The 24,344-nt window shown below is 67.0% G+C and carries 18 protein-coding genes; 10 read left to right on the forward strand and 8 right to left on the reverse strand.

Features of this window, described 5'->3' with window-relative positions; all coding sequences use genetic code 11:
- Positions 1-57 precede the first annotated feature (57 nt).
- The 4 genes from LG3211_RS01120 to LG3211_RS01130 form a co-directional block, all read right to left on the reverse strand.
- Positions 58-1,809: an ABC transporter permease gene (locus LG3211_RS01120; RefSeq protein ID WP_057941232.1), complete on the reverse strand. Its 1,752-nt coding sequence runs from the start codon at positions 1,807-1,809 to the stop codon at positions 58-60.
- Positions 1,727-2,167, reverse strand: coding sequence for a hypothetical protein (locus LG3211_RS26200; RefSeq protein WP_187313111.1), 441 nt, complete (start codon positions 2,165-2,167; stop codon positions 1,727-1,729). Before LG3211_RS26200 ends, LG3211_RS01120 begins: the two co-directional genes overlap by 83 nt.
- A gap of 32 nt (positions 2,168-2,199) precedes the next feature.
- Positions 2,200-2,874, reverse strand: coding sequence for a hypothetical protein (locus LG3211_RS01125; protein WP_057941233.1), 675 nt, complete (start codon positions 2,872-2,874; stop codon positions 2,200-2,202).
- A 350-nt stretch (positions 2,875-3,224) separates the two neighbouring features.
- Positions 3,225-3,812: a TetR/AcrR family transcriptional regulator gene (locus LG3211_RS01130; RefSeq protein WP_057941234.1), complete on the reverse strand. Its 588-nt coding sequence runs from the start codon at positions 3,810-3,812 to the stop codon at positions 3,225-3,227.
- A gap of 264 nt (positions 3,813-4,076) precedes the next feature.
- Here LG3211_RS01130 and LG3211_RS01135 point away from each other — a divergent pair, with 264 nt between their 5' ends.
- The 5 genes from LG3211_RS01135 (at position 4,077) to LG3211_RS01155 (ending at position 13,544) form a co-directional block, all read left to right on the forward strand.
- A complete protein-coding gene (locus LG3211_RS01135) occupies positions 4,077-7,271 on the forward strand; it encodes an efflux RND transporter permease subunit (RefSeq protein WP_057941235.1) in 3,195 nt (1,064 codons plus the stop codon).
- Between the two features lie 995 nt (positions 7,272-8,266).
- Positions 8,267-8,755 carry a hypothetical protein gene (locus LG3211_RS01140; protein WP_057941236.1) on the forward strand — a complete coding sequence of 163 codons (489 nt, stop codon included), beginning with the start codon at positions 8,267-8,269 and terminating at the stop codon, positions 8,753-8,755.
- A 166-nt stretch (positions 8,756-8,921) separates the two neighbouring features.
- Entirely contained in the window at positions 8,922-10,559 is a 1,638-nt protein-coding gene (locus LG3211_RS01145) for a multicopper oxidase family protein (protein WP_057941237.1), read from the forward strand.
- Between the two features lie 37 nt (positions 10,560-10,596).
- Positions 10,597-11,379, forward strand: coding sequence for an FKBP-type peptidyl-prolyl cis-trans isomerase (locus LG3211_RS01150; protein WP_057941238.1), 783 nt, complete (start codon positions 10,597-10,599; stop codon positions 11,377-11,379).
- A 416-nt stretch (positions 11,380-11,795) separates the two neighbouring features.
- Complete coding sequence (locus LG3211_RS01155) at positions 11,796-13,544, forward strand: DNRLRE domain-containing protein (RefSeq protein WP_057941239.1); 1,749 nt, start codon at positions 11,796-11,798, stop codon at positions 13,542-13,544.
- 106 nt (positions 13,545-13,650) lie between these two features.
- Here the strand turns inward: LG3211_RS01155 and LG3211_RS01160 are convergent, their stop codons facing one another.
- The gene (locus LG3211_RS01160) at positions 13,651-14,109 is read right to left on the reverse strand and encodes a hypothetical protein (protein ID WP_057941240.1); all 459 of its coding nucleotides are present in this window, start codon (positions 14,107-14,109) and stop codon (positions 13,651-13,653) included.
- Between the two features lie 241 nt (positions 14,110-14,350).
- Positions 14,351-15,805 carry an alpha-L-fucosidase gene (locus tag LG3211_RS01165; RefSeq protein ID WP_187313112.1) on the reverse strand — a complete coding sequence of 485 codons (1,455 nt, stop codon included), beginning with the start codon at positions 15,803-15,805 and terminating at the stop codon, positions 14,351-14,353.
- Positions 15,806-16,079: 274 nt separating this feature from the next.
- Between LG3211_RS01165 and LG3211_RS01170 the strand changes: the two genes are divergently transcribed.
- The 3 genes from LG3211_RS01170 to LG3211_RS01180 all read left to right on the forward strand — a co-directional run bounded on the left by LG3211_RS01170 (position 16,080) and on the right by LG3211_RS01180 (position 19,889).
- Positions 16,080-17,558, forward strand: coding sequence for an alpha-L-fucosidase (locus tag LG3211_RS01170; RefSeq protein WP_083512216.1), 1,479 nt, complete (start codon positions 16,080-16,082; stop codon positions 17,556-17,558).
- 372 nt (positions 17,559-17,930) lie between these two features.
- Positions 17,931-18,899, forward strand: a complete 969-nt coding sequence (locus LG3211_RS01175; RefSeq protein WP_057941242.1) for a TerC family protein — start codon at positions 17,931-17,933, stop codon at positions 18,897-18,899.
- Positions 18,900-19,022: 123 nt separating this feature from the next.
- The gene (locus tag LG3211_RS01180; protein WP_083512217.1) at positions 19,023-19,889 is read left to right on the forward strand and encodes a DNA alkylation repair protein; all 867 of its coding nucleotides are present in this window, start codon (positions 19,023-19,025) and stop codon (positions 19,887-19,889) included.
- A gap of 220 nt (positions 19,890-20,109) precedes the next feature.
- Here the strand turns inward: LG3211_RS01180 and LG3211_RS01185 are convergent, their stop codons facing one another.
- Both LG3211_RS01185 and LG3211_RS01190 read right to left on the reverse strand, forming a co-directional pair.
- The gene (locus LG3211_RS01185) at positions 20,110-21,090 is read right to left on the reverse strand and encodes an isoaspartyl peptidase/L-asparaginase family protein (protein ID WP_425479989.1); all 981 of its coding nucleotides are present in this window, start codon (positions 21,088-21,090) and stop codon (positions 20,110-20,112) included.
- Between the two features lie 121 nt (positions 21,091-21,211).
- Positions 21,212-22,273, reverse strand: coding sequence for a cyanophycinase (locus tag LG3211_RS01190; RefSeq protein WP_237049810.1), 1,062 nt, complete (start codon positions 22,271-22,273; stop codon positions 21,212-21,214).
- Between the two features lie 128 nt (positions 22,274-22,401).
- Here LG3211_RS01190 and LG3211_RS01195 point away from each other — a divergent pair, with 128 nt between their 5' ends.
- Positions 22,402-23,103 (forward strand): RNA polymerase sigma factor, encoded by a 702-nt coding sequence (locus LG3211_RS01195; protein WP_083512218.1) that lies wholly within the window; start codon positions 22,402-22,404, stop codon positions 23,101-23,103.
- Complete coding sequence (locus LG3211_RS01200; protein ID WP_057941244.1) at positions 23,081-24,187, forward strand: FecR family protein; 1,107 nt, start codon at positions 23,081-23,083, stop codon at positions 24,185-24,187. The genes LG3211_RS01195 and LG3211_RS01200 overlap by 23 nt, the downstream gene beginning before the upstream one ends.
- The last annotated feature ends 157 nt before the right edge of the window (positions 24,188-24,344 follow it).

The following is a 24,344-nucleotide window of genomic DNA, read 5'->3' on the forward strand; positions in this document are numbered from 1 at the left end:
TACTCCGATGAAATCCGCGAGCGCGCGGCTCGCTTTGAACGAAAAGAAGGGGGGTGTTCAATCCAGGCGCAGCCGGCGTTCGGCGTACACGTACATGGGCCGCCACACGGCGCGATTGAACAGCGTCACGAACAACGACATCACCGCCACGCCGAGCATCACCCGATGGAAGTCGCCGGCCTCGGTGGCGCGGGCGATGTAGGCGCCCAGCCCGTGCGCTTGCACGCGCTGATCGCCCCAATGCACCAGTTCGGCAACGATGCTCGCGTTCCACGAGCCGCCCGACGCGGTCAGCGCGCCGGTGACGTAGTACGGGAAGATTCCCGGCAGGATCGCCCGCCGCCACCAGGTCCACGAACGCAGGCGGTAGACGCTGGAGGCTTCGCGCAGGTCGGTGGGAAACGCGCTGGCGCCGGCGATCACGTTGAACAGGATGTACCACTGCGTGCCCAGCACCATCAGCGGCGACAGCCAGATGTCCGGATTTGCACCAGTGGAGACGATCGCGATCACTGCCACCGGGAACAGCACATTGGCCGGAAACGCGGCCAGGAATTGCGCCAGCGGCTGCACGCGCGCGGCCAGTCGCGGACGCAATCCGATCCACACGCCGACCGGCACCCAGATCAGGCTCGCGATCGCGATCAGCACCGCCACCCGCAGCAGGGTCGCCAGCGCCCCGCCGAAGGCTTGCGCGACGTCGCTGCCGTTCAAGGTCTGGCGGCCGTAGTCGAAGGCGTACCACGCGCCCCACACGGCGATCGCCAGCACCACGGCCAGCCACAGGCGATCGATCCAGTTCGTCGCGCGCGCGGCGGACGGCGCGGCGGCAACCGCGCGTGGATGCCAGCGCAACCGCATCGCGCGCTGCCACAGCCAGGCCAGCGGCCGCAGCGCGCGCTTGACCAGGCGCGTGCGCCGCGCCACCTCGTACACCCACGAACGCGGCCGCTGCTGGCCGGCGGTGGTCTCGACCCGGAACTTGTCCGCCCAGGCGACGATCGGCCGGAACAGCAACTGATCGTAGAGCGCGATCAACACCGCCATCGCCGCCACCGCCCAGCCGACCGCGGCGAAGTTCTTGAGAGCGATCGCCGTGGCGAGATACGAACCGATCCCGGGCAACTCGACCGTGGTGTCGCCGACGGTGATCGCCTCGGAAGCGACCACGAAGAACCAGCCGCCGGACATCGACATCATCATGTTCCACACCAGCCCCGGCGCAGCGAACGGCGCTTCCAGGCGCCAGAAGCGCTGCCATGCGCTCAGGCCGAAGCCGCGGCTGACCTCGTCGAGATCGCGCGGCACCGTGCGCAGCGACTGATAGAACGAGAACGCCATGTTCCAGGCCTGGCTGGTGAAGATCGCGAACACCGCCACGCATTCGGCGCCGAGCTGGCGTCCGGGGAATAGGCCCAGGAAGAAGGTCACGGTGAAGCTCAGGAAGCCGAGCACCGGCACCGACTGCAGGATGTCGAGCGCGGGCACGATGATGCGTTCCGCGCGCCGGCTCTTCGCCGCCCAGGTGGCGATGAGGAAGGTGAACAACAGCGAGGCCAGCATCGCCGCGAACATGCGCAAGGTGGTGCGCAGCGCGTACTCGGGCAGGTGCGAGGGATCGAGCGAGACCGGATGCTGCGACAGCAGCGCCAGCGGATCGCGCGCCGCGGCCGCGCCGTGCGCGAGCAAGGCCGCGGCGGCGATCAACAGCGCGAACGCGATCAGGTCATAGACATTGGGCCACACCCGGGCGCGCGCGAGCGCGGCCAGGAGCGGGAACTGCGAACGTGGACGGAGTGCGGACTTCATGGCGAATCTCGATTCGGCTCAGTGGAACGGCGCCGCCGATGCGGCCTGCGCAGACGGCGGCGCGAGCGAAAACTGCGCGTGTGCGGGCGGCGGGCGGAGGTTCGTCGTCGCCGTTGGCGACGGGCGAGCCGAGCCAGCGGCATTCGAGGCGGCCGCTGACGGAGTTTCGTCGCCAGCGTGCGATCAACTTGCGGTTGTTGTCGGCCGAAGGGGTCCGCGCGCGCGGATGCGAGGCGACGTTCGTCGCCATGGCTTCGACGCGCGGCGCTTGAATCGCCGGTTGAACGGGCGATTGAAGAAAGTGTTGAATCGGCGCGCTGTGGATGGCGCGCACAACAGCGAAACGCTTGATGATCATGATCGACCTCGATGAGTGAGGTGCGCCGGCGCTCAGCGCGGCAATGCGAAGTTGAAACCCAGGGTCAGCCACGGACTTCGCCCGTGGTCGCTGTGATCGCCGATCAGCACATCGACGCTGTGATCGGCGCCGAACCCGCGGCGCAACCCGAGTTGGGCGATGCGGGCGCCGCGTCGCTCGGCGAAGATTTCCGCCAGCACGGTCCATCGGCTGGACAAGGCGTGTTCCAGGCCGATGCCGGCGCTCGCCATATCGCGTCCCTGACGCGGCGCGTTCCAGCCCAGATTGAAATGCCAGCGGGTGCGGCCGGCAGCGTCGCCGGTCACGCTCAACGGCAGATTGAAATTCCAGCCGTCGAAGTCGCCGCGCGACAGGTTCCAGTTCGCGCCCAGCGATGCGGCCAGCGCCCAGCGTTGCGACGGCGCCTCATGCAGCACGCGCTTGGCACCGAACGCGGCGACATGTTCCTGAGCAGGCCGGGCGTAATCGCTCAGGCCCAGGCCGAACTCGGTGCCGGCGACATTGCAGGCCGGCACCAGCGTCAGCTCGCGACCCGGCGCGGACGCGCGCAGCCAGCTTTCGAGCTGGCACTGCGCGGCCGGCACGATGGCGGCGTCATCGACGTACAGGCTGGCGCCGGCGCGCGCCGCGCCCACGGGCACGAGCGAGCACGCCGTCATCAGGGCGAATGCGGTCTTCGTGGACATCGGCGATCTCCGGACGAACGGAAACGCCAAAGGCCACCTTGGCAGGTGTCTTCAGATGGAAACTGCAGTGCGGGTAGAGACGCGCGAACCCCGGCGGGCGAGTGGGGTTCGGCGATTGCGGCTCCGTTCTTCGCGAACGGTGCCGACCTGGGACATCCCAGACCTGTGGCGATCCGTCAGCGAGTGCGCTGCAGCGTAGGTCTAGATCGACTGTCCAAGGTGTTGGCCTCTGGTGGGCTGGGAAGGGGGTTAGCGGGGCGCATGATCCTCGCGCCCCGCGGCCGGGTCAACCCCATTGCGATGCGGAGGGCGCGACTTGCCAGGGTCGGTTAATACCGCGGGCACGGCGCTCAACCGCGCGCCATCAATCCCTGGATCAACGCCGTCAGCGTCGCCGCCGCCTCGGCTTCCTCGATCCGGCCATGGCTCATCTCGCGCGACAGCGCTTCGCCGGCGCCGATGATGGCGATGCAGCGGCGGCGCAGTTCTTGTTCGTCCACCTTCGAATACGGCGCGAGCAGATCGCGATAGGACGCGACGTAACCGGCCACCAGTTCCTGCTGCACGCGCTCCATCTGCTCATCGCCCTTGAGCGCGGCGAAGATGGCGTGGCATTCCGGGCCGGCGGTGCGGAAGCAGCTCATGTAGCTGTCGCCCATCAGCTTGGCCACGTCGCTCAGGCGCTTGGGCGTGCGTTCGAAATCCTGCGCCAGCCGCGATGCCTGGCGTTCGTCGATCTGTTTGTACAGCGCGATCAGCAGGCCCGAGCGGGTGCCGAAGTGTTCGTAGGCGATCGGCTTGCTGACGCCCGCGCGTTCGGCCACGTAGCCCAGGGTCAATGCGTCGGTGCCTTGCTCGCGCACGATCGTCATCGCGGTTTCCAGCAATTGTTCGCGGCGCTCGGCCTTGGGCAGGCGGCGGGCGGAAGTCTCGGTCATGCGGGGCGGTCTCTTGGGAACGAAGCGCTTGACAGCGCGAGGGTAATTGTATCTTACTATTGGTAACTTACCAATCGTAGCTTGTGGCGCGACCCGACCGGGAAGCGCGCCACGGCCGCGCAACCTTCAGGTGTCCGGCCTATGAAAATCCGCGTTTCCTCCGTCTAAACCGCGCATCGCCGCACCTAACCGAACCTTGCCACCGATCGGCGTCGCCACGCCGGTTGCGACCTCTTGCGGCCTCGCGCCGCCCACGGACCCGCCATGGACTTCTCCCGCTTCTTCATCGACCGCCCGATCTTCGCCGCGGTGCTGTCGATCCTGATCTTCGCCGCCGGCCTGATCGCGCTGCCGATGCTGCCGGTCAGCGAATACCCCGACGTGGTGCCGCCGACGGTGGTGGTGCGCGCGGTCTATCCCGGCGCCAACCCCAAGGTGATCGCGCAGACCGTGGCCACGCCGCTGGAGGAGGCGATCAACGGCGTGCAGGACATGATGTACATGAAGTCGGTCGCCGGCACCGACGGCGTGCTGGTCACCACGGTCACCTTCAAGCCCGGCACCGATCCCGACCAAGCCCAGGTGCAGGTGCAGAACCGCGTCAGCCAGGCGCAGGCGCGATTGCCCGAGGACGTGCGCCGCCAGGGCGTGACCACGCAGAAACAATCGCCGACGTTGACCATGCTGGTGCATCTGGTCTCGCCGCAGGGCAAGTACGACTCGCTGTACCTGCGCAATTACGCGACCTTGAAGCTCAAGGACGATCTGGCGCGGCTGCCCGGCGTCGGCCAGACGCAGATGTTCGGCAGCGGCGACTACGCGATGCGCATCTGGCTCGATCCCGGCCGCATCGCCGCGCGCGGGCTCAGCGCCGGCGACGTGGTGCGCGCGATCCGCGAACAGAACGTGCAGGTTTCGGCCGGGCAACTCGGCGCCGAACCGATGCCGGGCGCGAACGAATTCCTGATCCCGATCAACAGCCAGGGCCGGTTGCAGAGCGAGGCCGAGTTCGAGCAGATCGTGATCAAGAGCGGCGAGGGCGGCCAGATCGTGCGGCTGGCGGACGTGGCCCGCGTCGAACTCGACGCCGGCGACTACACCATGCGCGCGCAGCTCGACAACGTCGATGCGGTCGCCATCGGCATCTTCGAATCGCCCGGCGCCAATTCGATCGCGCTGTCGGACGCGGTGCGCGAGCGCATGGCGCAACTGGCCAAGCGTTTTCCGCCCGGGCTGGAGTACCGCATCGTCTACGACCCGACCGTATTCGTGCGCGATTCGATCAAGGCGGTGGTGACCACGCTCGGCGAAGCGGTGCTGCTGGTGGTGCTGGTGGTGATCTTGTTCCTGCAGACCTGGCGCGCGTCGATCATCCCCCTGATCGCGGTGCCGGTGTCGGTGGTAGGCACCTTCGCCGCTTTGTACGTGCTCGGATTTTCGATCAACACTCTGAGCCTGTTCGGCCTCGTGCTGGCGATCGGCATCGTCGTGGACGATGCGATCGTGGTGGTGGAAAACGTCGAGCGCAATATCGAGCAGGGCCTGACGCCGCTGGAGGCGGCGCACCAGGCGATGCGCGAAGTGTCCGGACCGATCGTCGCCATCGCCCTGGTGCTGTGCGCGGTGTTCGTGCCGATGGCGTTCCTGTCGGGCGTGACCGGCCAGTTCTACAAGCAGTTCGCGGTGACCATCGCCATATCGACAGTGATCTCGGCGATCAATTCGCTGACCCTGTCGCCCGCGCTCGCGGCCAAGCTGCTCAAGCCGCACGGCGCGGCCAAGGATGCGCCGTCGCGCTGGATCGAGCGCCTGTTCGGCTGGCTGTTCCGTCCGTTCAACCGATGGTTCAAGACCGGCTCGCAGCGCTACCACGGCGCGATCGCGCGGCTGCTGGGCCGTCGCGGCGCGGTGTTGGCGGTGTATCTGGCGCTGTTGGTCGGCAGCGGGGTGATGTTCCAGGCGGTGCCGGGCGGGTTTATTCCGACCCAGGACAAGCTGTGCCTGATCGGCGGCGTGAAGCTGCCGGAGGGCGCGTCCTTGTCGCGCACCGACGCGGTGATCCGCCGCATGAGCGAGATCGCGATGAAGACCGAGGGCGTGCACGCTTCGGAAGGGTATCCGGGCCTGAACCCCCTGCAGTTCACCAACACGCCCAACACCGGCACCTTGTTCTTCGAACTGCAGCCCTTCGTCCGGCGCGGACGCAGCGCGGAGGCGATCAACGCCGAGCTCAACGAAAAATTCTCCGCGTTGCAGGAGGGACTGGCGTTCTCGTTCATGCCGCCGCCGATCCTCGGCCTGGGCACCGGTTCGGGTTATGCGCTGTACGTGCAGGATCGCGACGGCCAAGGCTACGGCGCCTTGCAGAGCGCGCTAAACGACTACAACGCGGCGATCGCGCAGGTGCCGGGATTGGGTTATCCGATCAGCACCTATCAGGCCAACGTGCCGCAGCTCGATGCCCGCGTCGATCGGCTCAAGGCCAAGGCGCAGGGCGTACCGCTGAGCGAGGTGTTCGATACCTTGCAGACTTATCTGGGCTCGGCCTACGTCAACGACTTCAACCGTTTCGGCCGCACCTATCAGGTCATCGCCCAGGCCGACGGCGCGCATCGCGACAGCGTCGAGGACATCGCGCAACTGCGAGTGCGCAACGACCGCGGCGAGATGGTGCCGCTGGGATCGATGGTGAGTTTCGGCGAAACCTACGGCCCGGACCCGGTGATCCGCTACAACGGCTACCCGGCCGCGGACCTGGTCGGCGAAGCCGATCCGCGCCTGCTGTCGTCCACGCAGGCGATGGACGCCTTGGCCGAACTCGCGCGCAAGGCCTTGCCCAACGGCATGCAGGTCGAATGGACCGACCTGAGTTATCAGCAGGCGACCCAGAGCCGCGCGGCGTTGATCGTGTTTCCGCTGGCGGTGCTGCTGGTGTTCCTGGTGCTGGCGGCGTTGTACGAAAGCTGGACCTTGCCGTTAGCGGTGATCCTGATCGTGCCGGTGACCTTGCTGTCGGCGCTGGCTGGGGTGTGGTTGAGCGGCGGCGACAATAATGTGTTCGTGCAGGTCGGGCTGGTGGTGCTGATGGGGTTGGCGTGCAAGAACGCGATCCTGATCGTCGAGTTCGCGCGCGAGTTGGAGCTGCAGGGACGCGGCGTCGTCGAGGCGGCGTTGGAGGCGTGCCGTTTGCGTTTGCGGCCGATCGTGATGACTTCGATCGCCTTCATCGCCGGCACTGTGCCGCTGTTGTTCGGGCAGGGTGCGGGTAGTGAGGTGCGTGCGGCGACTGGGGTGACGGTGTTCGCCGGCATGTTGGGGGTGACCTTGTTCGGCTTGTTTCTGACGCCGGTGTTTTATGTGGCGCTGCGTAAGTGGGTGAGCCGGCGGGCGTTGGGGCAGGAGCGAGTAATGCAGCTTCCGGTCTCTGCAAATCCCGCAGCGACGCCACCTCTTGCCTAAGCGAACCATTGCTCGTTGCTGTTGCTGTTGCCTTTGTTTTTGTTGTCGAGACCTTGCTTTGCCTCAGTTTCGCTTTGCTGTGTGCTTCGGATTTGCTGTTGTCGTTGCTGGGCGCCGCTAGTAACTCGCGAGACCAGGGACACCCGGAGGGCGGCGCACATGGACGTGCGCCGGGTCCCACCTTGGGCAGGATGCCCAATGTGGGACCTGCCCGCGCAGGCTACGCACTCGTGGCTCTTGATTCGAAACAGCCCAAAGCCTTTTCTTTGGTTACTTTCTTTGTGGCTTTGGACAAAGAAAGTGACCCGCCGCTCCATGGCGGAAGCTTTAGGCGTTTGATCTTGCTCCTGCTCCTGCTCCTGCTCCTGCCTTGCTCTTGCTTGAGGCTTCTTTTGCTCGTCATTCCCGCGAAGGCGGGAATCCAGGGCCTTTCGTGCGAGAACGTTTGAAGTCTCTGGATTCCCGCGTTCGCGGGAATGACGGTAGGAGGGAGTGCGTAGGGCTGGTTGTTTCGATTAGGGACTACAGATTCCTTAGAGGCCTTAGAAGCCTTAGAAGCTTCAAGCAAGATCAAACGCTAAACGCTTCCGCCATAAAGCGGCGGGTCACTTTCTTTGTCCAAAGCGACAAAGTCCCACGGGATTTCCTTCGGTCAAAAGTAACCAAAGAAAACGCATTGGCTGTTTCGAGTCAAAAGCCACGAGTGCGATGCCGACGCAGGCAGGTCCCACATTGGGCATCCTGCCCAAGGTGGGACCCGGCGCACGTCCATGTGCGCCGCCCTCCGGGTGTCCTTCGGTCTCGCGAGTTACTAGCGGCGCCCAGCCAAAGCTAAGCAAGGCAAAGCCAAGCAAGGCAAGGCGAGGCCAAGCAAGGCAAGGCAAGAACAGATCAGCCGCTTTTTCAGGAAGCAAACCCCCGCCCCCACCGTGTAAAGTGACGACGCCGGGTCCGCCCGGTGGGGGGACGATCGCGATCGCGTCGAGGGGATACGAGTGCAACAAGCAATCCGACTGGCCGGCTTCTTCGCCGCGCATGGCGTGTGGAGCGTCGCCGATGGCGAAACCCTGATTCCGATGTATGCCTTCGAAACCGCCGAAGGCGCGCGGCACATGGCCCGTTACGCCACGGAAGAACCCGAGACCGGCGTCGGCGAGGCGCGCGCGCGGCTGGCGCTCAATCCCGACGAGGCCCGCCACGCGGTGATGGTCCACGACGGCTATATCACCCTGCCGTCGGGCCGCACCGATGCGCTGATCCTGGCCGTGCGCGATTACGTTAACGACCTCGCCATGACCCTGGCCATCCCCTATCGCAACGCCGCCCACCCGCAGGGCTTCGCCGTGCACCGGCCCAAGTTCCTGGACTGGCGCGGCGACAGCGAGCCCGATTACGAGGTCCTGGGCGAAAGCTTCTTCGCCGGCGTGGAAGAACACGAAATGGGCGACCGCGTCTGGCAGGCCAAGCTCGACGATTCGCTCTGAGCCAATGCCGGGCAGGCTCCGGCATTGACCCGCGTCACAGAAGCGCAGCGCGCCGGCGGAAACTGCAACCTGCGACGTGGATGATGGCGGGTCGCTCGCGCAGGCCATGCGCGAACCGTCCGACCCGCCCAGCCGAAACCCGCCAGACCATGGGGACCGCGTACCGATGAGCGATCCGCAACGCCGCCGTTTCCTCATCGGCCTCGCCGTGGGCGGAGCGGCGACCGTGGCAGGCCCGGTGGCGATGTGGCGCTGGACCGGCGGCCACGGCCACACGCTGGCCTCGGCGCCGGATCTGCAATTGCTGCCGCCTCAGGCGCGCTTCGTCCAGCCGCTGCGCCTGCCCGGCGGCGAAGGCCTGATGGCGCAGATCGATCTGAACCACGCCATCGACCTGAGCGCGCAGAGCATCGCCCAGGGCCTGTTCCCGGGCGCGGCGACCACGCTGTGGTCCTACGTCGGCAAGGTCGGCGGACGCGAGGCGATCAATCCGCTGCTGCGCGCGCGCCGCGGCGATGTCATCGACGTCGGCCTGGACAATCGTCTCAGCGAAACCACCACCATCCACTGGCACGGCCTGTCGGTCGATGAAGCCAACGACGGCAGCGGCCTGCATGCGCTGGCGGCCGGACAGCGCCGCCGCTATCGCCTGCGCATCGACAACCGCGCCGGCCTGTACTGGTATCACGCTCATCCGCACGGCCGCACCGGCGTGCAGTTGCAGCGCGGCTTGGCCGGATTGCTGTTGATCGAGGACGAAGAAGAACTCGCCCTGCGCGCGCGCCTGGGCATGCGCTGGGGCGAACGCGATCTGCCGCTGATGATCAGCGACAAACAGGTCGCCGCCGACAACGCCATCGTCTACAAGGATGGCGCCGACGACTGGATCGGCAACCGCGTGCTGGTCAACTGGACGCCCGAGCCGTATCTGGAGGTGATCCCGGCCTGGTACCGCTTCCGCCTGGCCAACGTCGCCAACGCGCGCCTGTTGCGGCCGTGCTTCCAGGCCGGCGACAAAGTGCTGCCGATGCAGTTGATCGGTTGCGACGGCGGTCTGCTCGAACGCGCGTGGCCGATCGACGACGTATTCCTGGCGCCGGCCCAGCGTGTGGACGTGCTGGTCGATTTCAGCGCCCTCGCGCCCGGCGACAAGGTCGTGCTGCGCAGCCTGGAATACGTGGCGATGGAAAACGAAGACGAGTCGGGCGCGTTCCTGCCCGATCCGATGGGCGACCATCCCGGCGCCGCGGCGATGGGCGATGCGCTGGACCTGATGGAATTGCGCGTGATCGATTGCGCGCCGCGCGACCGTCCGCCGGCGCGGTTGCCGGACCTGAGCGCGATCTCGAAGATCGCGCCGCTGCCCGACACCGGCGACTGGCCGCTGCGCGCGCTGCGCCTGCGCATGGACGAGCAAGGCCGCTGGTTCATCAACGACTGGAACTTCCACATCAACGGCCACGAGCCGGCGTTCTCGATCAAGCGCGGCAGCCGCGAGGTCTGGGAAATCCGCAACAGCATGACCAGCATGCCGCACCCGATCCATCTGCACGGCTTCCAGTTCCGCGTGCTGTCGCGCGCGATCAGCCCGCCCGACATCCGCGGCCGCCAGGTCGCGCCGGGCGGCCTGAATCCGCAGGACATGGGCTTCAACGACACCGTGGTGGTCTGGCCCGGCGAGATCGTGCGGCTGGCCATCGATTTCTCGCAACCCTTCACCGGCACCCAGCGCTACATGCTTCATTGCCACAACCTCGAACACGAGGACATGGGCATGATGCTGACGTTCGCGGTGACGGACTGATCCCGATAATCCGCACGCCGTTCCCTGGAGCTTTCGTATGCCGCGTCCGTCCCTGTCCTCGCTCGCGCTGTCGTTGTCGTTGTCGGCGTTGCTGGCGCTGAGCGCCTGCACTGCTCCGAAGGATTCGAGCCAGAGCGCCGAAAACGCGGCCGTAGCGCCGGCGCTGACCGCGGCGCAGGTGAGCAGCGAGAAAGCGCGGATCAGCTACATCGTCGGCCGCGATTTCGCCGCCAGCATCGAGCCGATCCGCGGCGAACTCGACACCGAACTGGTGCTGCGCGCGATCCGCGACGCCCAGGCCGGCCGCGCGTCCTTGTTCGATCAGGCGCAGAGCAAGAAGATCCGCGAAGGCTTCAGCGAGCATCTGCGCGCCGCGCACGATGCGCAGGTCAAGGCGCTGGCCGCGCGCAATCTGGAAACCGGCGCTGCGTTCCTGAAGAAGAACGCGCAGGCCGCCGGGGTCAAGACCACGGCTTCGGGCCTGCAGTATCGGGTGCTGCGCGAAGGCAAGGGCGCGCATCCCAAGGCCAGCGACACGGTGCGGGTGAATTACCTCGGTCGGCTGCTCGACGGCAGCAAGTTCGAAAGCACCTACGACACCGATCATCCGGCCGAATTCGTATTGGCGCAGGTGATGCCCGGCTGGACCGAGGGCGTGCAGTTGATGACGCCGGGCGCGAAGTATCGGTTCTGGGTTCCGGCCAGGCTGGCTTATGGCGATCGCGGTTTGGCCGGGCAGATCGAGCCGAATTCGGTGCTGGATTTCGAGATCGAGTTGTTGGAGATCGCGGGCGAGGGTGTGCCCGTGCACGATGAGTGAGGTGGGTTTTCGCGATCTGAGCGGAAAGCATCGGGGCTGAAGCTCCCTCCCACAACAGACCTCGTTGCTCTGTCGCACCGATAGGCGGCTCGCCTGTCGGCATCATCGCTGTGACTATTCATCGACACTGACATCGATAGCCACACCGCGCAGGCACACTTTTCAGAACGATCGCGCGATGCCGCGAAGTCTGTTGTGGGAGGGAGCTTCAGCCCCGATGCTTTTCGCTCAGATCGCCACAACCCGCCATTCCACCCGCCCAAGCGCCCAACTTGTGACCGCAACCTCAGCCAGGCGAGCAACGGCCGCGAAATCCGTCGCAATCGTGTAGCAGTTTTCCGGCCACACTCCGCAGCCATCGCATGCCGCAACGTTGCGATTCCGTCCCAGCCACTCCCCGTCTTCGGAGACAGCCAGTGAACCTCAAGCTCAAGGGCGCGACCGCCCATGGCGCTATCGCCACGTTGTTGATCGGCGCCGCCGTGCTCGCCCCCGCGCAGGCCGGCCAGCGCACCTTGCAACTGTCCGAAGACGACACCCGCAGCAAGCCGATCGCCGCCGCGTCCGCGCTGCGCGCCACGCCGCTGGCCCAGGCCGTGTCCGACCGCGTCTGCGAAACCGGCGCCAAGTGGCTGCGGGTCGGCTTCAAGCAGCTCAAGCTGTCGGGTTACGACTCGCTGGTGCTGACCAGCAGCGGCGGCGACAAGCTGGTGTTCGAAGGCCAGCACTGGAACCAGCGCAGCTTCACCACCCGCGCGCTGCGCGGCGAGTGCGTGGACATCAAGCCCTACTTCAGCCAGCCCGACAGCGCCTTCCAGCTCGATCGCTACGAATACAGCGCGGTGCCGCTGGACAAGGCCACCGTGGTCGTGGCCGGCGCCGGCGACATCTGCGACACCAGCGGCAACGCCTGCCAGGGCACTTCGGATCTGATCGTCTCGATCAATCCGACCGCGGTGTTCACCGCCGGCGACAACGCCTACAGCAGCGGCACGCTGAGCGAGTACAACAACCGCTACGCGCCGACCTGGGGCCGCTTCAAGGCGCTGACCAGCCCGACGCCGGGCAACCACGACTACAGCACCTCCGGCGCCAGCGGCTACTTCGACTACTTCAACGGCGTCGGCAACCAGACCGGCCCGGCCGGCGATCGCAGCAAGGGCTATTACAGCTGGGACGTGGGCGACTGGCATTTCATCGCCCTCAACACCATGAGCGGCGGCACCGTCGCGAGCACGCAGATCAATTGGCTCAAGAGCGATCTGGCGGCGAACACCAAGCCCTGCACCGCGGCCTACTTCCACCATCCGCTGGTCAGCCGCGGCAGCTACAGCGGCTACACCCAGGTCAAGCCGTTCTGGGACGCGCTGTACGCGGCCAAGGCCGATCTGGTGCTGGTCGGCCACGACCACAACTACCAGCGCTACGGCAAGATGAATCCGAGCCAGGCCGCGGCCAGCGACGGCATCCGCCAAGTGCTGGTCGGCACCGGCGGACGCGCGTTCTACAGCATCAGCGGCAGCCATCCGCTGTTGGAAGCCAGCAACTCCAGCACCTTCGGCGTGTTGAAGCTGACCTTGACCGCGAGCGGTTATACCGGCGATTTCGTGCCGCGCGCCGGCAGCAGCTACACCGATCACTTCACCGGCACCTGCAACAAGGGCGGCACCCCGTCGCAGTCGCTGACGCTCAACTCGGTGCGCGACGTCACGGTCAAATCCGGCGGCTCCCGCAACAACAGCGCGACCTTGTTCGCCGACGGCAGCGACGGCGGCCAGGTGTTGCGCGGCCTGATGGGCTGGAACGTTTCCAGCGCCAGCGGCCTCAACCTCACCGGCGCGCAGGTCAAGCTGCAGGTGAGCGACAGGTCCGCCGGCGGCTACGATCTGTATCAGGTCACCACTGCCTGGACCGAAGCGAGCGCGACCTACAGCGGCGCCGCGTTGGGCACCAAGCTGGGCTCGGTCACGCCGAACGCGACCGGCGCGCAGTACATCACCCTCAACGCCGCCGGCCTGCAACTGGTCAAGGACTGGGCGTCCGGCGCGGTCGCCAACAACGGCGTGATCCTGGTGCCGGCCTCCGGCGTCACCGACGGCGTGGACTGGTCCTCGCGCGAAGGCGCCAACGCGCCGCAGCTGCTGCTGAGCTACACCACGCCGTAAACGCACGCAGCGATCTTCCTCGCGCAGCAACGACAACGCCCGCGAATCGCGGGCGTTGTCGTTTGTACCGGTGTTACGGGTAAGCGTTCAGTGCCGCGTGTTCGATTCAGCTCATCTGCAAAACCGGACGCGTATTGGTATTCGCACCGGTGCCGAGCATGAGCTTGACCGATTCCTTGATGCGTTCGGCGCCGCCGAGCTTGACCGCGGCGATCAGACGCTCGCCGATAGTCCGGCTTTCGTCGGCGGTGCTGGTGTGAGCGCCGAGAATCGCCAGGCCTTTTTCGGTCAGGCGATAACGCAGCGCCACGTGCACGAACGGAACGCCGTTCAACGACTCCTTGACGCAGGCGGTGCTGCGCAGATAACCCTCGTCCATCAACCACTCGAACGTCGCGCCGCAGGCGAGCACCGCCGCGGCCATGGCCTCGCGATTGGACGGGTCGACACCCGGCATGTGACGCGCCGATTCCTCGGCGTTGAAGCGCGCTACCACGGGATGCTGTTCGAACGCCGCGGCGCAGATCCGAGCAGTGGCAATGCTGAAAACTTCGATGTTTTTCATGAATGACGCCCCCTGACGTCCTTGCTATTTACGAGGGCATTACGTAAAGACGGCGTGATGAAGGAAGCGCTAAAAATTTGAAAAATAAAGACTGTTTCTTGCGCTTCGTCGCGTGTGAATTGTGATGGAAGCCGGCGGAACCATGACAAACTGACCCGACGCGACACAAGCCGTACGCGTTACGGCACCCGCGCGGGTGAGCGTCGATCAGATACATGAACGAGTCGTGGCTCCGAAAGCCTCAAGTTTCGGCCGGAGCCAATTCGATCACCGTGTCGATGCTATCGGGCAGCGTCGCAGGCAATGCGATCAGCGCGTCCGCGCCGTCGCGGCGAACGCTCAGTTCGCGACCGCCGTCGAGCAATCGCGCGCGCTGCGCGCCGGCCGCGCGCACCCGCAGCTCGCCGCCGGCCGGGCGCTCGAACACGTGCAGGTACAAGCGCCCGTCCTTGGCGGTGATCCGGCCCCAGTCCACCGCATCGAGCGGGCTGGCCTGGGTGGCGTAGATCGAATCGCCGTTGCGCTTGAGCCACGCGCCGATCTCGCGCAGGCGCTGCACGCTCGCCGGCGGCACGGTGCCGTCGGCCATCGGCCCGATGTTGAGCAACAGATTGCCGCCCTTGCTGGCGGTGTCGGCCAGATCGCGCACCAGCTCGCGCGTGGATTTCCACTTCGTATCCAGCGCGCTGTAGCCCCAGGTGCCGTTCATCGTCATGCACGCTTCCCAGTCCACGCCGGCCACGCCGCGCGCGGGAATCGCCTGCTCGGGCGTGGTGAAATCGCCGTGGGCGCGATCGAACCACTGCAGGCTGCCCTGCGGATCGTCGTAACCGAGCGATCGATACAGGCGATTGTTCATGACGATGCCCGGCTGCGCCTTGCGCACCATCGCCATCAGTTCGCTCGCGCGCCAGGTTTCGCCTTCGGCGCCGGGATTGGAGTAGTCCCACCACAGCACGTCGATCGGGCCGTAGTGTTCGACCAACTCGCGCACCTGTGCGTGCAGGAAGTCCTGATAGGCCTTCAAGTCGGCGCGCTTGGCGTAGTCGGGATCTTCCTTGTCGCCGGCCTTCTCCAGGGGATGCGGCAGCGGGTGTTCCAGGCGGGCGAAATCGCGATACGGATAGGCCGGGTGATGCCAGTCGATCACCGAGTGATACAGGCCCACCTTCAGGCCTTCGGCGCGCGCCGCTTGGACGATTTCGCGGACCAGATCGCGGCCGGTGGCGTCCTTGGCGTCGAAGTCGCTGACCGCGCTGTCGTGCAGGGCGAAGCCTTCGTGATGCTTGCTGGTGAACACGAGATATCTCGCGCCCGATTGTTTGGCCAGCCGCGCCCACTGCCGGGCGAAGCCGGGCTTGGGCTTGAACAGCGGCAGCATCTGCCGGGCGTATTCGGCGGTGGGCACGTGCGCGGTGCGCTCGATCCATTCCGCCGTGCCCTGCATCGGCTGGCCGTTCCAGCGTCCGGCCGCGCCCGAGTACAGGCCCCAATGCACGAACAAGCCGAAGCGCGCCTCGCGCCACCAGCGCATGCGCGCGTCGAACGCGGCCTGACTTTCGCTGGGCGCGGTCACCGCCGGCTTCGGCACCGCCGCGGCGGGCGTGGCGGCGAATGCGGACGAGGCGAACACAGCACAGGCCAGCGCCGCGCTCACGGCGCGCGCGGTGAAGCTTTGAACAATCGCGAAGGACATCGAAGCGCTCCGGCACAGGGCGAACCGCATCGGAACAAATGCGGGGCGATGCAGTCAACCATCGCGCCGTTGCGAGCGCGATGATCCGGCGACCGGGTTTTTGTCGATGTTTGAATCGATTTGGACATGCGCGGAAAAATCAAAAGTGTGTGCATGCGTCAAAATAAATCCAAACGCCGCATGTTGCTGCCATCGTTGCGCGGATGGCGAACCGCGCGCCGATCCGCACTAGACTTCGAGCATCATCGCCGTGTCCCCCGACCGCAGGAACTTCATGGATCGTCGCCGCTTTCTCGTGACCACCTCAACCGTCGCCGCGCTGGGCGCGGCGCCTTTGGCCGACGCGCTGGCCGGCGCTCCGGCGCCGCATGCGCGCAATGATGCCGACACGGCGCCATCGCGGCCGCGGCCGAGCCCGCAGCAACTGACCTGGCAGCGCGAAGAACTGGCGATGTTCGTGCACTTCACCGTCAACACCTTCACCGATCGCGAATGGGGCGAAGGCACGGAAGATCCGCGGGTGTTCGATCCTTCCGACCTCGACGCGCGGCAGTGGGCGCGCGCGGCCAAGGCCGGCGGTTTCCGCAGCCTGATCCTGACCGCCAAGCATCACGACGGCTTCTGCCTGTGGCCCACCGCGACCACCAGGCACAGCGTGGGCAGCAGCCCGTGGCGCGGCGGCCAGGGCGATGTCGTGCGCGAGTTCGTCGAGGCCTGCCGCGCGGAAAACCTCGGTGTGGGGTTCTATCTCTCGCCCTGGGACCGGCACGAGCCGCGCTACGGCAGCGGCAAGGCCTACGACGATTTCTACATCGCGCAGCTCACCGAACTGCTGAGCAACTACGGGCCGGTGGTCGAAGTCTGGTTCGACGGCGCCAACGGCGAAGGCCCCAACGGCAAGCGCCAGGCCTACGACTGGCCGCGCATCCATCGCACCGTGCGCGAACTGCAGCCGCAGGCGATGATCTTTTCCGACGCCGGGCCGGACCTGCGTTGGATCGGCAATGAGCGTGGCGTGGCCGGCAGCACCTGTTGGTCGATGGTCGATCCCGCGCGCGTGCCGCACGCCGGTTTCGACCGGCCCTGGGTCGGCGAAGCCTTGCAGCAGGGCGATCCGCAGGGCGCGGTGTGGCGGCCGGGCGAAACCGATGTGTCGATCCGTCCGGGCTGGTTCTGGCACGCGGCCGAAGACGCCAAGGTGCGCAGCGCCGATGGTCTGATCGATCTGTATTTCAGCTCGGTCGGCCGCAACAGCAAGCTGCTGCTGAACGTGCCGCCGACCCGCGCCGGCCGCTTCCACGACACCGACGTGGCGAACCTGGCGCAGTTCGCGCGCAAACGCGAAGCGATCTTCGCCGGCGGCAATCTGCTCGCCGGTGCGCGCGTGCGCGCCAGTTCCAGCGCCGATGCGCATCCGCCCGCGCACGTGTTCGACGGCGATCCGCAGCGATTCTGGATGCCGGCGGCGCCGGCGCGCGCGGGTTGGATCGAGTTCGAGTTCGACCGGCCGATCGAGTTCGACACGCTGTGCCTGACCGAGGCGATCGAGCACGGACAGCACATCGCCAATCACCGCTTCGACGCCTGGCGCGACGGGCGCTGGCGGACCTTCGCCTGGGGCACGACCGTGGGCTGCAAGCGCCTGGAGCGCTTCGACCCGGTGCGCGCGCAGCGGCTGCGCCTGGAAGTCGAGTTCGCCTATGCGACCCCGGCGCTGAGTTCGGTGGCTTTGTATCGCAGCCGTCCGGCGTGATCGGATTTGCGAAGTCTTTTGTGGGAGGGGCTTCAGCCCCGATGCCTTCCGATCAGGCGCGACGATCGGAACGGAAAGCATCGGGGCTGAAGCCCCTCCTGCAGAGACCTCGTCGCGCTAAGTCCGTGATTCTGAACTGCAATTCAGCCTCCCGCGTGCTATGGTTGCACCCAGAAGGGGAGTAGCTCCCAACTGTCGTATCGTCATTACGGGTCCACGACCCCGGTGCGACAGGCATCCGACCCCCGGCCACGCGTCGGCCGGATGCGAGCAAGACCTTCGCCGCAAGCGGCGAAGGCACGTCCCCGATCTCCACCGGATGACGCTTCGTGGCCCGCGGCCATGAGGCGTTTTTTTATCCGGGAGATTCAAATGGAAACCATCGGTAGTCCGATGCTATGGGGCGCGTTCGCCGCCTTCGTCGTGGTCGCGCTGCTCGTCGATCTGGTGCTGATGCGCCACGGCGGGCCGCACAAGGTGACTTTCAAGGAAGCGGCTTGGTGGAGCGTGGGGTGGATCGCGCTGGCGCTGGTGTTCAATGCGGGCTTGTGGTGGTACGTGAGCCAGCAAGTTGGCGCTGAAGTAGGCAACCGGGTCGGGCTTGAATTTTTAACCGGGTACTTGGTCGAAAAGTCGCTCGCGATCGACAACATCTTCGTGTTCCTGATGCTGTTCTCGTACTTCGCCGTGCCCGAGGAACAGCGCCAGCGCGTGCTGGTGATCGGCGTGCTCGGCGCGATCGTGCTGCGCGCGATCCTGATCTTCGCCGGCGCCCTGCTACTGGCCAAGTTCCACTGGATTCTCTATGTGTTCGGCGCGTTCCTGGTCATCACCGGCATCAAGATGCTGCTCGCCGCCGGCAAGGCGCCGGACCTGGACCGCAATCCGGTGCTCAAATGGATGCGCGGGCATCTGCGCCTGACCGACGACTATCACGACAGCAAGCTGTCGATCATGCGCGAAGGCAAGCGCTGGTTCACGCCGTTGTTCGCGGTGATCGTGCTGATCGGCGTCACCGACGTGATCTTCGCGGTGGATTCGATCCCGGCGATCTTCGCCATCACCAGCGATCCGTTCATCGTCCTGACCTCGAACGTGTTCGCCGTCCTGGGTCTGCGCGCGATGTTCTTCCTGTTGCAGGGCATGGCGGACCGTTTCCACCTGTTGCCGTACGGTCTGGCCCTGGTGCTGGTGTTCATCGGTACGAAGATGCTGCTGATCGATATCTACAAGGTGCCGATCCTGGTCTCGTTGCTGGGCGTGGCGGCGATCATCGGCAGCTCGGTGGCGCTCAGCCTGATCAAGCCGGCGCCGGCCAAGCCGGACGCCGGCGCGAGCTGATCGTCGCGGCGGCCGGTTGACCGGCCGAAACGCCGATAAAGGGACATGGCGGGCCGCGGCGCCGATGGTTACATTGGCGTCGCGGTCCGTTTTTCGTTTCCACTCCTTCGACGGTGTCGCGACATGGCCCGAACCACCAGCAGCCAGACCATCGCAAAAATCGCGGCGAAGAAAGCCGCGTCCAGGCAGGCGCCTGTAAAGAAGGCGTCCGCGAAGAAAGCCGTGGCGAAGAAAGCGCCGGCGAAGAAGGCCGCCCCGCGCCCGGCCGCGTCCGCGCCGCCGCTCGCGCACCGTCTCGACGATGCCCTGCATCAACTCAGAACCTCCTCCAGCCAAACCTATCGCGATGGCTTGGCGCGTTACGCCATTCCAACCGACCGCGCCTTCGGCGTGCCCATGGGATCGATCCAGGCCATCGCCAAGCGTTTGGGCCGCGACCACGAACTCGCCGCCGCGCTGTGGAAAAGCGGCTGGTACGAAGCGCGGCTGCTCGCGTCCTACCTCGACGATCCCGCGCAGGTCACCGCCGCTCAGATGGACGCGTGGAGCCGCGACTTCGACAACTGGGCGGTCTGCGACACGATCTGCTTCGCCTTGTTCGACCGCAGCCCGCTGGCCTGGCGCAAGATCGAGCAATGGGCGCCGTGTCGCGACGAATACGTGCGCCGCGCGGCGTTCGCGATGCTGGCCAGCAAGACCGTGCACGACAAGGCGGCCGAGGACGCGCTGTTCCTGCGCGGCCTGGAACTGATCGAAGCGCATGCCGGCGACGAACGCAATTTCGTCAAGAAGGCGATCAACTGGGCGCTGCGCTCGATCGGCAAGCGCAACCTCGCCCTGCATGGCGCCGCGGTCGCGGTGGCGACGCGGTTGGCGGACTCGAAAGACGCCGCGCCGCGTTGGGTCGGAAAGGACGCGCTGCGCGAACTGCGCAGCGCGGCGGTGCTGGCGCGATTGGCGAAGAAATCCCGAGTCGTCAAAAGATCTTGATCAACTTCCTCTGCCTCTCCCGCTTGCCATCCAAGGTGACTTCCTTCGGGGCGCGGGAGAGGGCTGGGGTGAGGGGATGAGCGCCGCAGGCGCGAATGCTGTTGCTTGAAGTTCTGCCGCCGGCCGGGCCCTCACCCCAACCCCTCTCCCGCGCCCCGAAGGAAGTCACCTTGGGTGGCGAGCGGGAGAGGGGCTCCAATAGATGTTTCCGAGTAGTGTGTCAGCGAGCCTTAGCGCCCGGCTCGGCCAGCTTCTCATCCTTGAACAACGCCACATGCGGCACGCCGTCCTCGCCGATCCAGCCGCGGTACATGCCCTCGGTGTTGAACGGTAGCGCGAAGCTGCCGTCGCTGCCGAGCGCGATCGCACCGCCGTCGCCGCCGGCCTTGGGGATGTCGGTGTTGATCACGCCTTCGGAGGCTTGGCGGATGCTTTGCCCGGCGTACTGCACGCGCGCGCAGATCTCGTGCGCGGCCACCGCGCGGATGTAGTACTCGCCCCAGCCGGTGCCCGAGACCGCGCAGCGCGCGTTGGCGTAGGTGCCGGCGCCGATGATCGGCGCGTCGCCGACACGGCCGTAGCGCTTGTTGGTCATGCCGCCGGTGGACGTGCCCGCGGCTAGACGGCCTTGCGTGTCCAGCGCGACCGCGCCGACGGTGCCGAAATGCTTCGCCGTTTCGATGTCTTCGTGAGCCTGGCCGGAGGCTTCTTCCTTCAGCGCCTTCTGCAGCTGCTGCCAGCGCTTGTCGGTGCGGAAGTACGAAGGCTCCACCAGGGTCGCGCCGTTTTCCTTCGCGAAGGCCTCGGCGCCGTCGCCGGTCATCATCACGTGCCTGGATTTCTCCATCACCGTGCGCGCGAGCAGGATCGGGTTCTTGACCCGATGCACGCCGGCGATCGCGCCGGCGCGCAGACTGGCGCCGTCCATCACCGCCGCGTCGAGTTCGTTCTTGCCGTCGTGGGTGAACACCGCGCCGCGGCCGGCGTTGAACTGCGGCGCGTCCTCCAGCACGGTGATGGCGGCGGTGACCGCGTCCAGCGCCGGCTTGCCGGCGGCCAGCTGCGCATGGCCGGCGCGCAGCGCCTGCTCCAGCGCGGCGCGCGCGTCTTTTTCGTCCTGCTCGCTCAGGCCGGCGCGTTCGACTCCGGCGCCGCCGTGGATCACCAGCACCGGTTGCGCGGCCAGCGCGGCCGGCGCCATCGCCAGCGACAACGCGACCGACAATGCGACCGATCCCAGCAAACGATTCGAGCAGCGGCGGCGCGACAGGTTCTTCATCTTTCGGCTCCAGGGGCGGGACGGGCAGTCGGGGCCGGCGCGCTCAGGCGGTCGGCTCGCGGCGGATCAGTTGCCCGGATTCGACATCATAAAGCTCCGAGAACGCCGGTCGTTCGACCTTGAAGTCGCGCATGCGCAATGTGCTGTCCGCGCCGACGCCGATCACCGGCACCGCGCGCAGGCTCAGCGGCTCGCCCTGCGCGTAGACATCGGCGCGCAGGCTCGGCCGCACCAGCCAGACTTTGCCGCCGTTGCCGCTGAACACGCGGCCTTCGCCCTGCGCGTCGATGCACAGCGCGGTGTATTCGTCGATGCCCAGGCCGACAAGGTCGCTGCGGCGATGATCCTGCGACAGCCGCGCGAGGAAGGCGATCAGCCGGCCCAGGCGGTCGCGCTTGCCGAAGTGGCTGTCGGTGATGACCCGCTGCAGATACGGCAGGTGCAGGAAATCGTCGACCAAGGTCAGCTTCGGCCCGGTGGGATCGTTCAATGCCGTCTGCGAAACCAGACTGCCGCCGTCCATGGCGCCGTAGGCGTAGGCGCCCAGGATCGCCAGCCCGGCGCTGGTGCCGCCGATCGGCTTGCCCGCGCGCACGTGGGCGTCGAGCGCGCGCGCCAGCGGCGTGCCTTTCCAGTAGCGCACATAGCGCGATTGATCGCCGCCGGCGATGAAGATGCCGTCGGCGCCGCGCACGATTTCGAGCACGCGCGGATCGCTGGCGGCGCGGCGATTTTCGAACACCAGGGTCTGCGCGGCGGTGATGCCGCCGAGGTCGCGGAAGAATTCGTTCTGCGCTTCGGCCGCGCCGGACGCGCGCAGGATCACGATGCGGCCGTGACCGGCGCGCTCGATCATCCAGGCGAAGGCCTCGCGCGGCCAATCGCCGCCGCCGACCAGCATCATCCCGGCGCGCGTCGGCGCCGGCCGCGGCGCGGCGAGGTCGCCGATCTGGTAGTAGCGGTAGCCATCGCGCTGCGCGTCGTCGGCGGGCACCGCGCTCGCGGGCGCCGTCGCTGGCACCTGCGCCGCAGCGCTGCCGCTCGCGCACAGCCACGCCAGCATCAGCGCCATCGCGCCCCCACACCACCTCGACGAACCCTGCATGCTCAGTCTCCGGACGGATCGTTAGCCATGACGAAGCAGGGCGCAACGATCCCCCACGACGCTCGCGCATCGGCCGTGAGCGGCGCGCGGGCATGACGGCGGCCCCGGCGCTGGGCTAAGGTCGGCGCATGGACACCGCCCTCGACGCCTGGTTCACCAGCGAAATCCTCGTGCACGAAGAGGCGCTGGTGCATTACCTGCGGCGCTGGTGGTCGCAGGGCGACGAGGTCCACGACCTGCGCCAGGAAGTCTATGTGCGGGTCTACGAGGCCGCGGGAAAATCCCGCCCGCGCCAGCCCAAATCGTTTCTGTTCGCGACCGCGCGGCACCTGATGACCGACCGCTTGCGCCGCGGGCGGGTGGTGTCGATCGAGCCGGTGGGTGATTTCGAGTCCTTGAACGTCTTGGTAGATGAGGTCTCTCCCGAACGCCGGCACGGCGCGCGGCAGAACCTGCGGCGCCTGGCGGAAGCCTTCGACCGCCTGCCCGAACGTTGCCGGCAGGTGGTGTGGCTGCGGCGGGTGGAGGAATTGCCGCAGAAACAGGTGGCGCTGCGCATGGGCATTACCGAGAAGACCGTGGAGAAACAGATCGCCAAGGGCATGCGCCTGCTCGCCGAGCACTACTACGGCGGTGCGCAGGCCCTGGCCGACATGGCGCCGGCGAGCGCGATCGAGGCAGGCGAGGGCGCGGGGACGGGGCGCTTGAAGCGGGACGAAGCGCGGCCGCCGGCATCGCCGCGCGCGGCCGCGCAGCAGGTTCGGCAGGACAACACGCGGCAACCGCCGGACGACAGGAATCGCGGACATGGCAGGAAGCAGACAGATTGAACAGGCGGCCGCCGATTGGCTCGCCCGCCGCGACAGCGGCGATTGGTCGGCGCAGGCGCAAGCGCAACTCGATGCCTGGCTGGCGGAATCGACCGCGCACCGGGTCGCGTTCCTGCGCCTGAGCGCGGCCTGGAGCGAGGGTGGCCGGCTCAAGGCGCTGGCGGCGGGAACCGAACCGGGGCAGATGCCCGAGCGCGGCGCGTGGACGGCGCCGCCGTTCGCGGCGCGCGCCGAACCCGCGGCCGGTGCCGACGATGGCGATACCGACGCCGCTCAACCCGCGGCGGCGGGATCGCCGGCGCGCGCGGATGCGCTGGTGTTCGCGCCGCGTCCGCGCGCGCCTCGCCGCTACGGCGCGCGTTTGGCCGCGGCCGCTGCGGTGGGCGCGGTCGCCTTGTCGATGTTTTGGGGCTGGTCGCTTTACGGCAAGGTCGAGCAGGCCTCGTATCGCACCGCCATCGGCGATCTGACGACCGTGCCGCTGGCCGACGGCTCGCGCGCCACGCTCAGCAGCGACAGCCGCATCGAGGTCGCCTTGTCGCGCGCGCAGCGCCGGGTCGAGCTGCGGCAGGGCGAAGCCTTCTTCGATGTCGCGAAAGATCCGGGCCGGCCGTTCGCGGTCGAAGCCGGCGGCCGCCGCGTGGTCGCGGTGGGCACGCATTTCTCCGTGCGCCGCGACGGCGGCGATCTGCGCGTGGTGGTGACCGAGGGCACGGTGCGCCTGGAATCGGAACCCATCGACGGCCATCGCCAGCCGACCACGCTGTTGCCGGCCGGCAGCATCGCCCTGGCCGGTCCCAACGGCGTGCTGGTGCGCAGCGTGTCGGTCGATGAGGCCGAGCGCGTGGTGGATTGGCGCAACGGCTATCTGGTGTTCCGCGACACGCCGCTGGCCGCGGCCGCGGCCGAGTTCAACCGCTACAACGCGCGCAAGCTGGTGATCGGCGACGCCGCCGCCGGCGAGTTGCGCGTGGGCGGCAATTTCCGCTGGTCCAATGCCGAGGTCTTCGTCGGCCTGCTGGAACAGGCGATGCCGGTGCGGGCCGAGCGCTTGCACGACCGGATCGTGCTGCACAGCCGTTGAGCGCCGCGCGCGGTATTTATCCGCGCCGGTTCTCAGTCGCGCCAGTGCGCGCTGTCGCACGCGCATCCCGATAGGCAGACTGCGCGCCGCGCGCGGCGGCTTTGCCCGGCGCGCGTGCGGGATTTGCCGAGTTCGTTCGTCTGATAACAAGGGCGCG

This window comes from Lysobacter gummosus, from assembly GCF_001442805.1.
Taxonomy (GTDB): domain Bacteria; phylum Pseudomonadota; class Gammaproteobacteria; order Xanthomonadales; family Xanthomonadaceae; genus Lysobacter; species Lysobacter gummosus.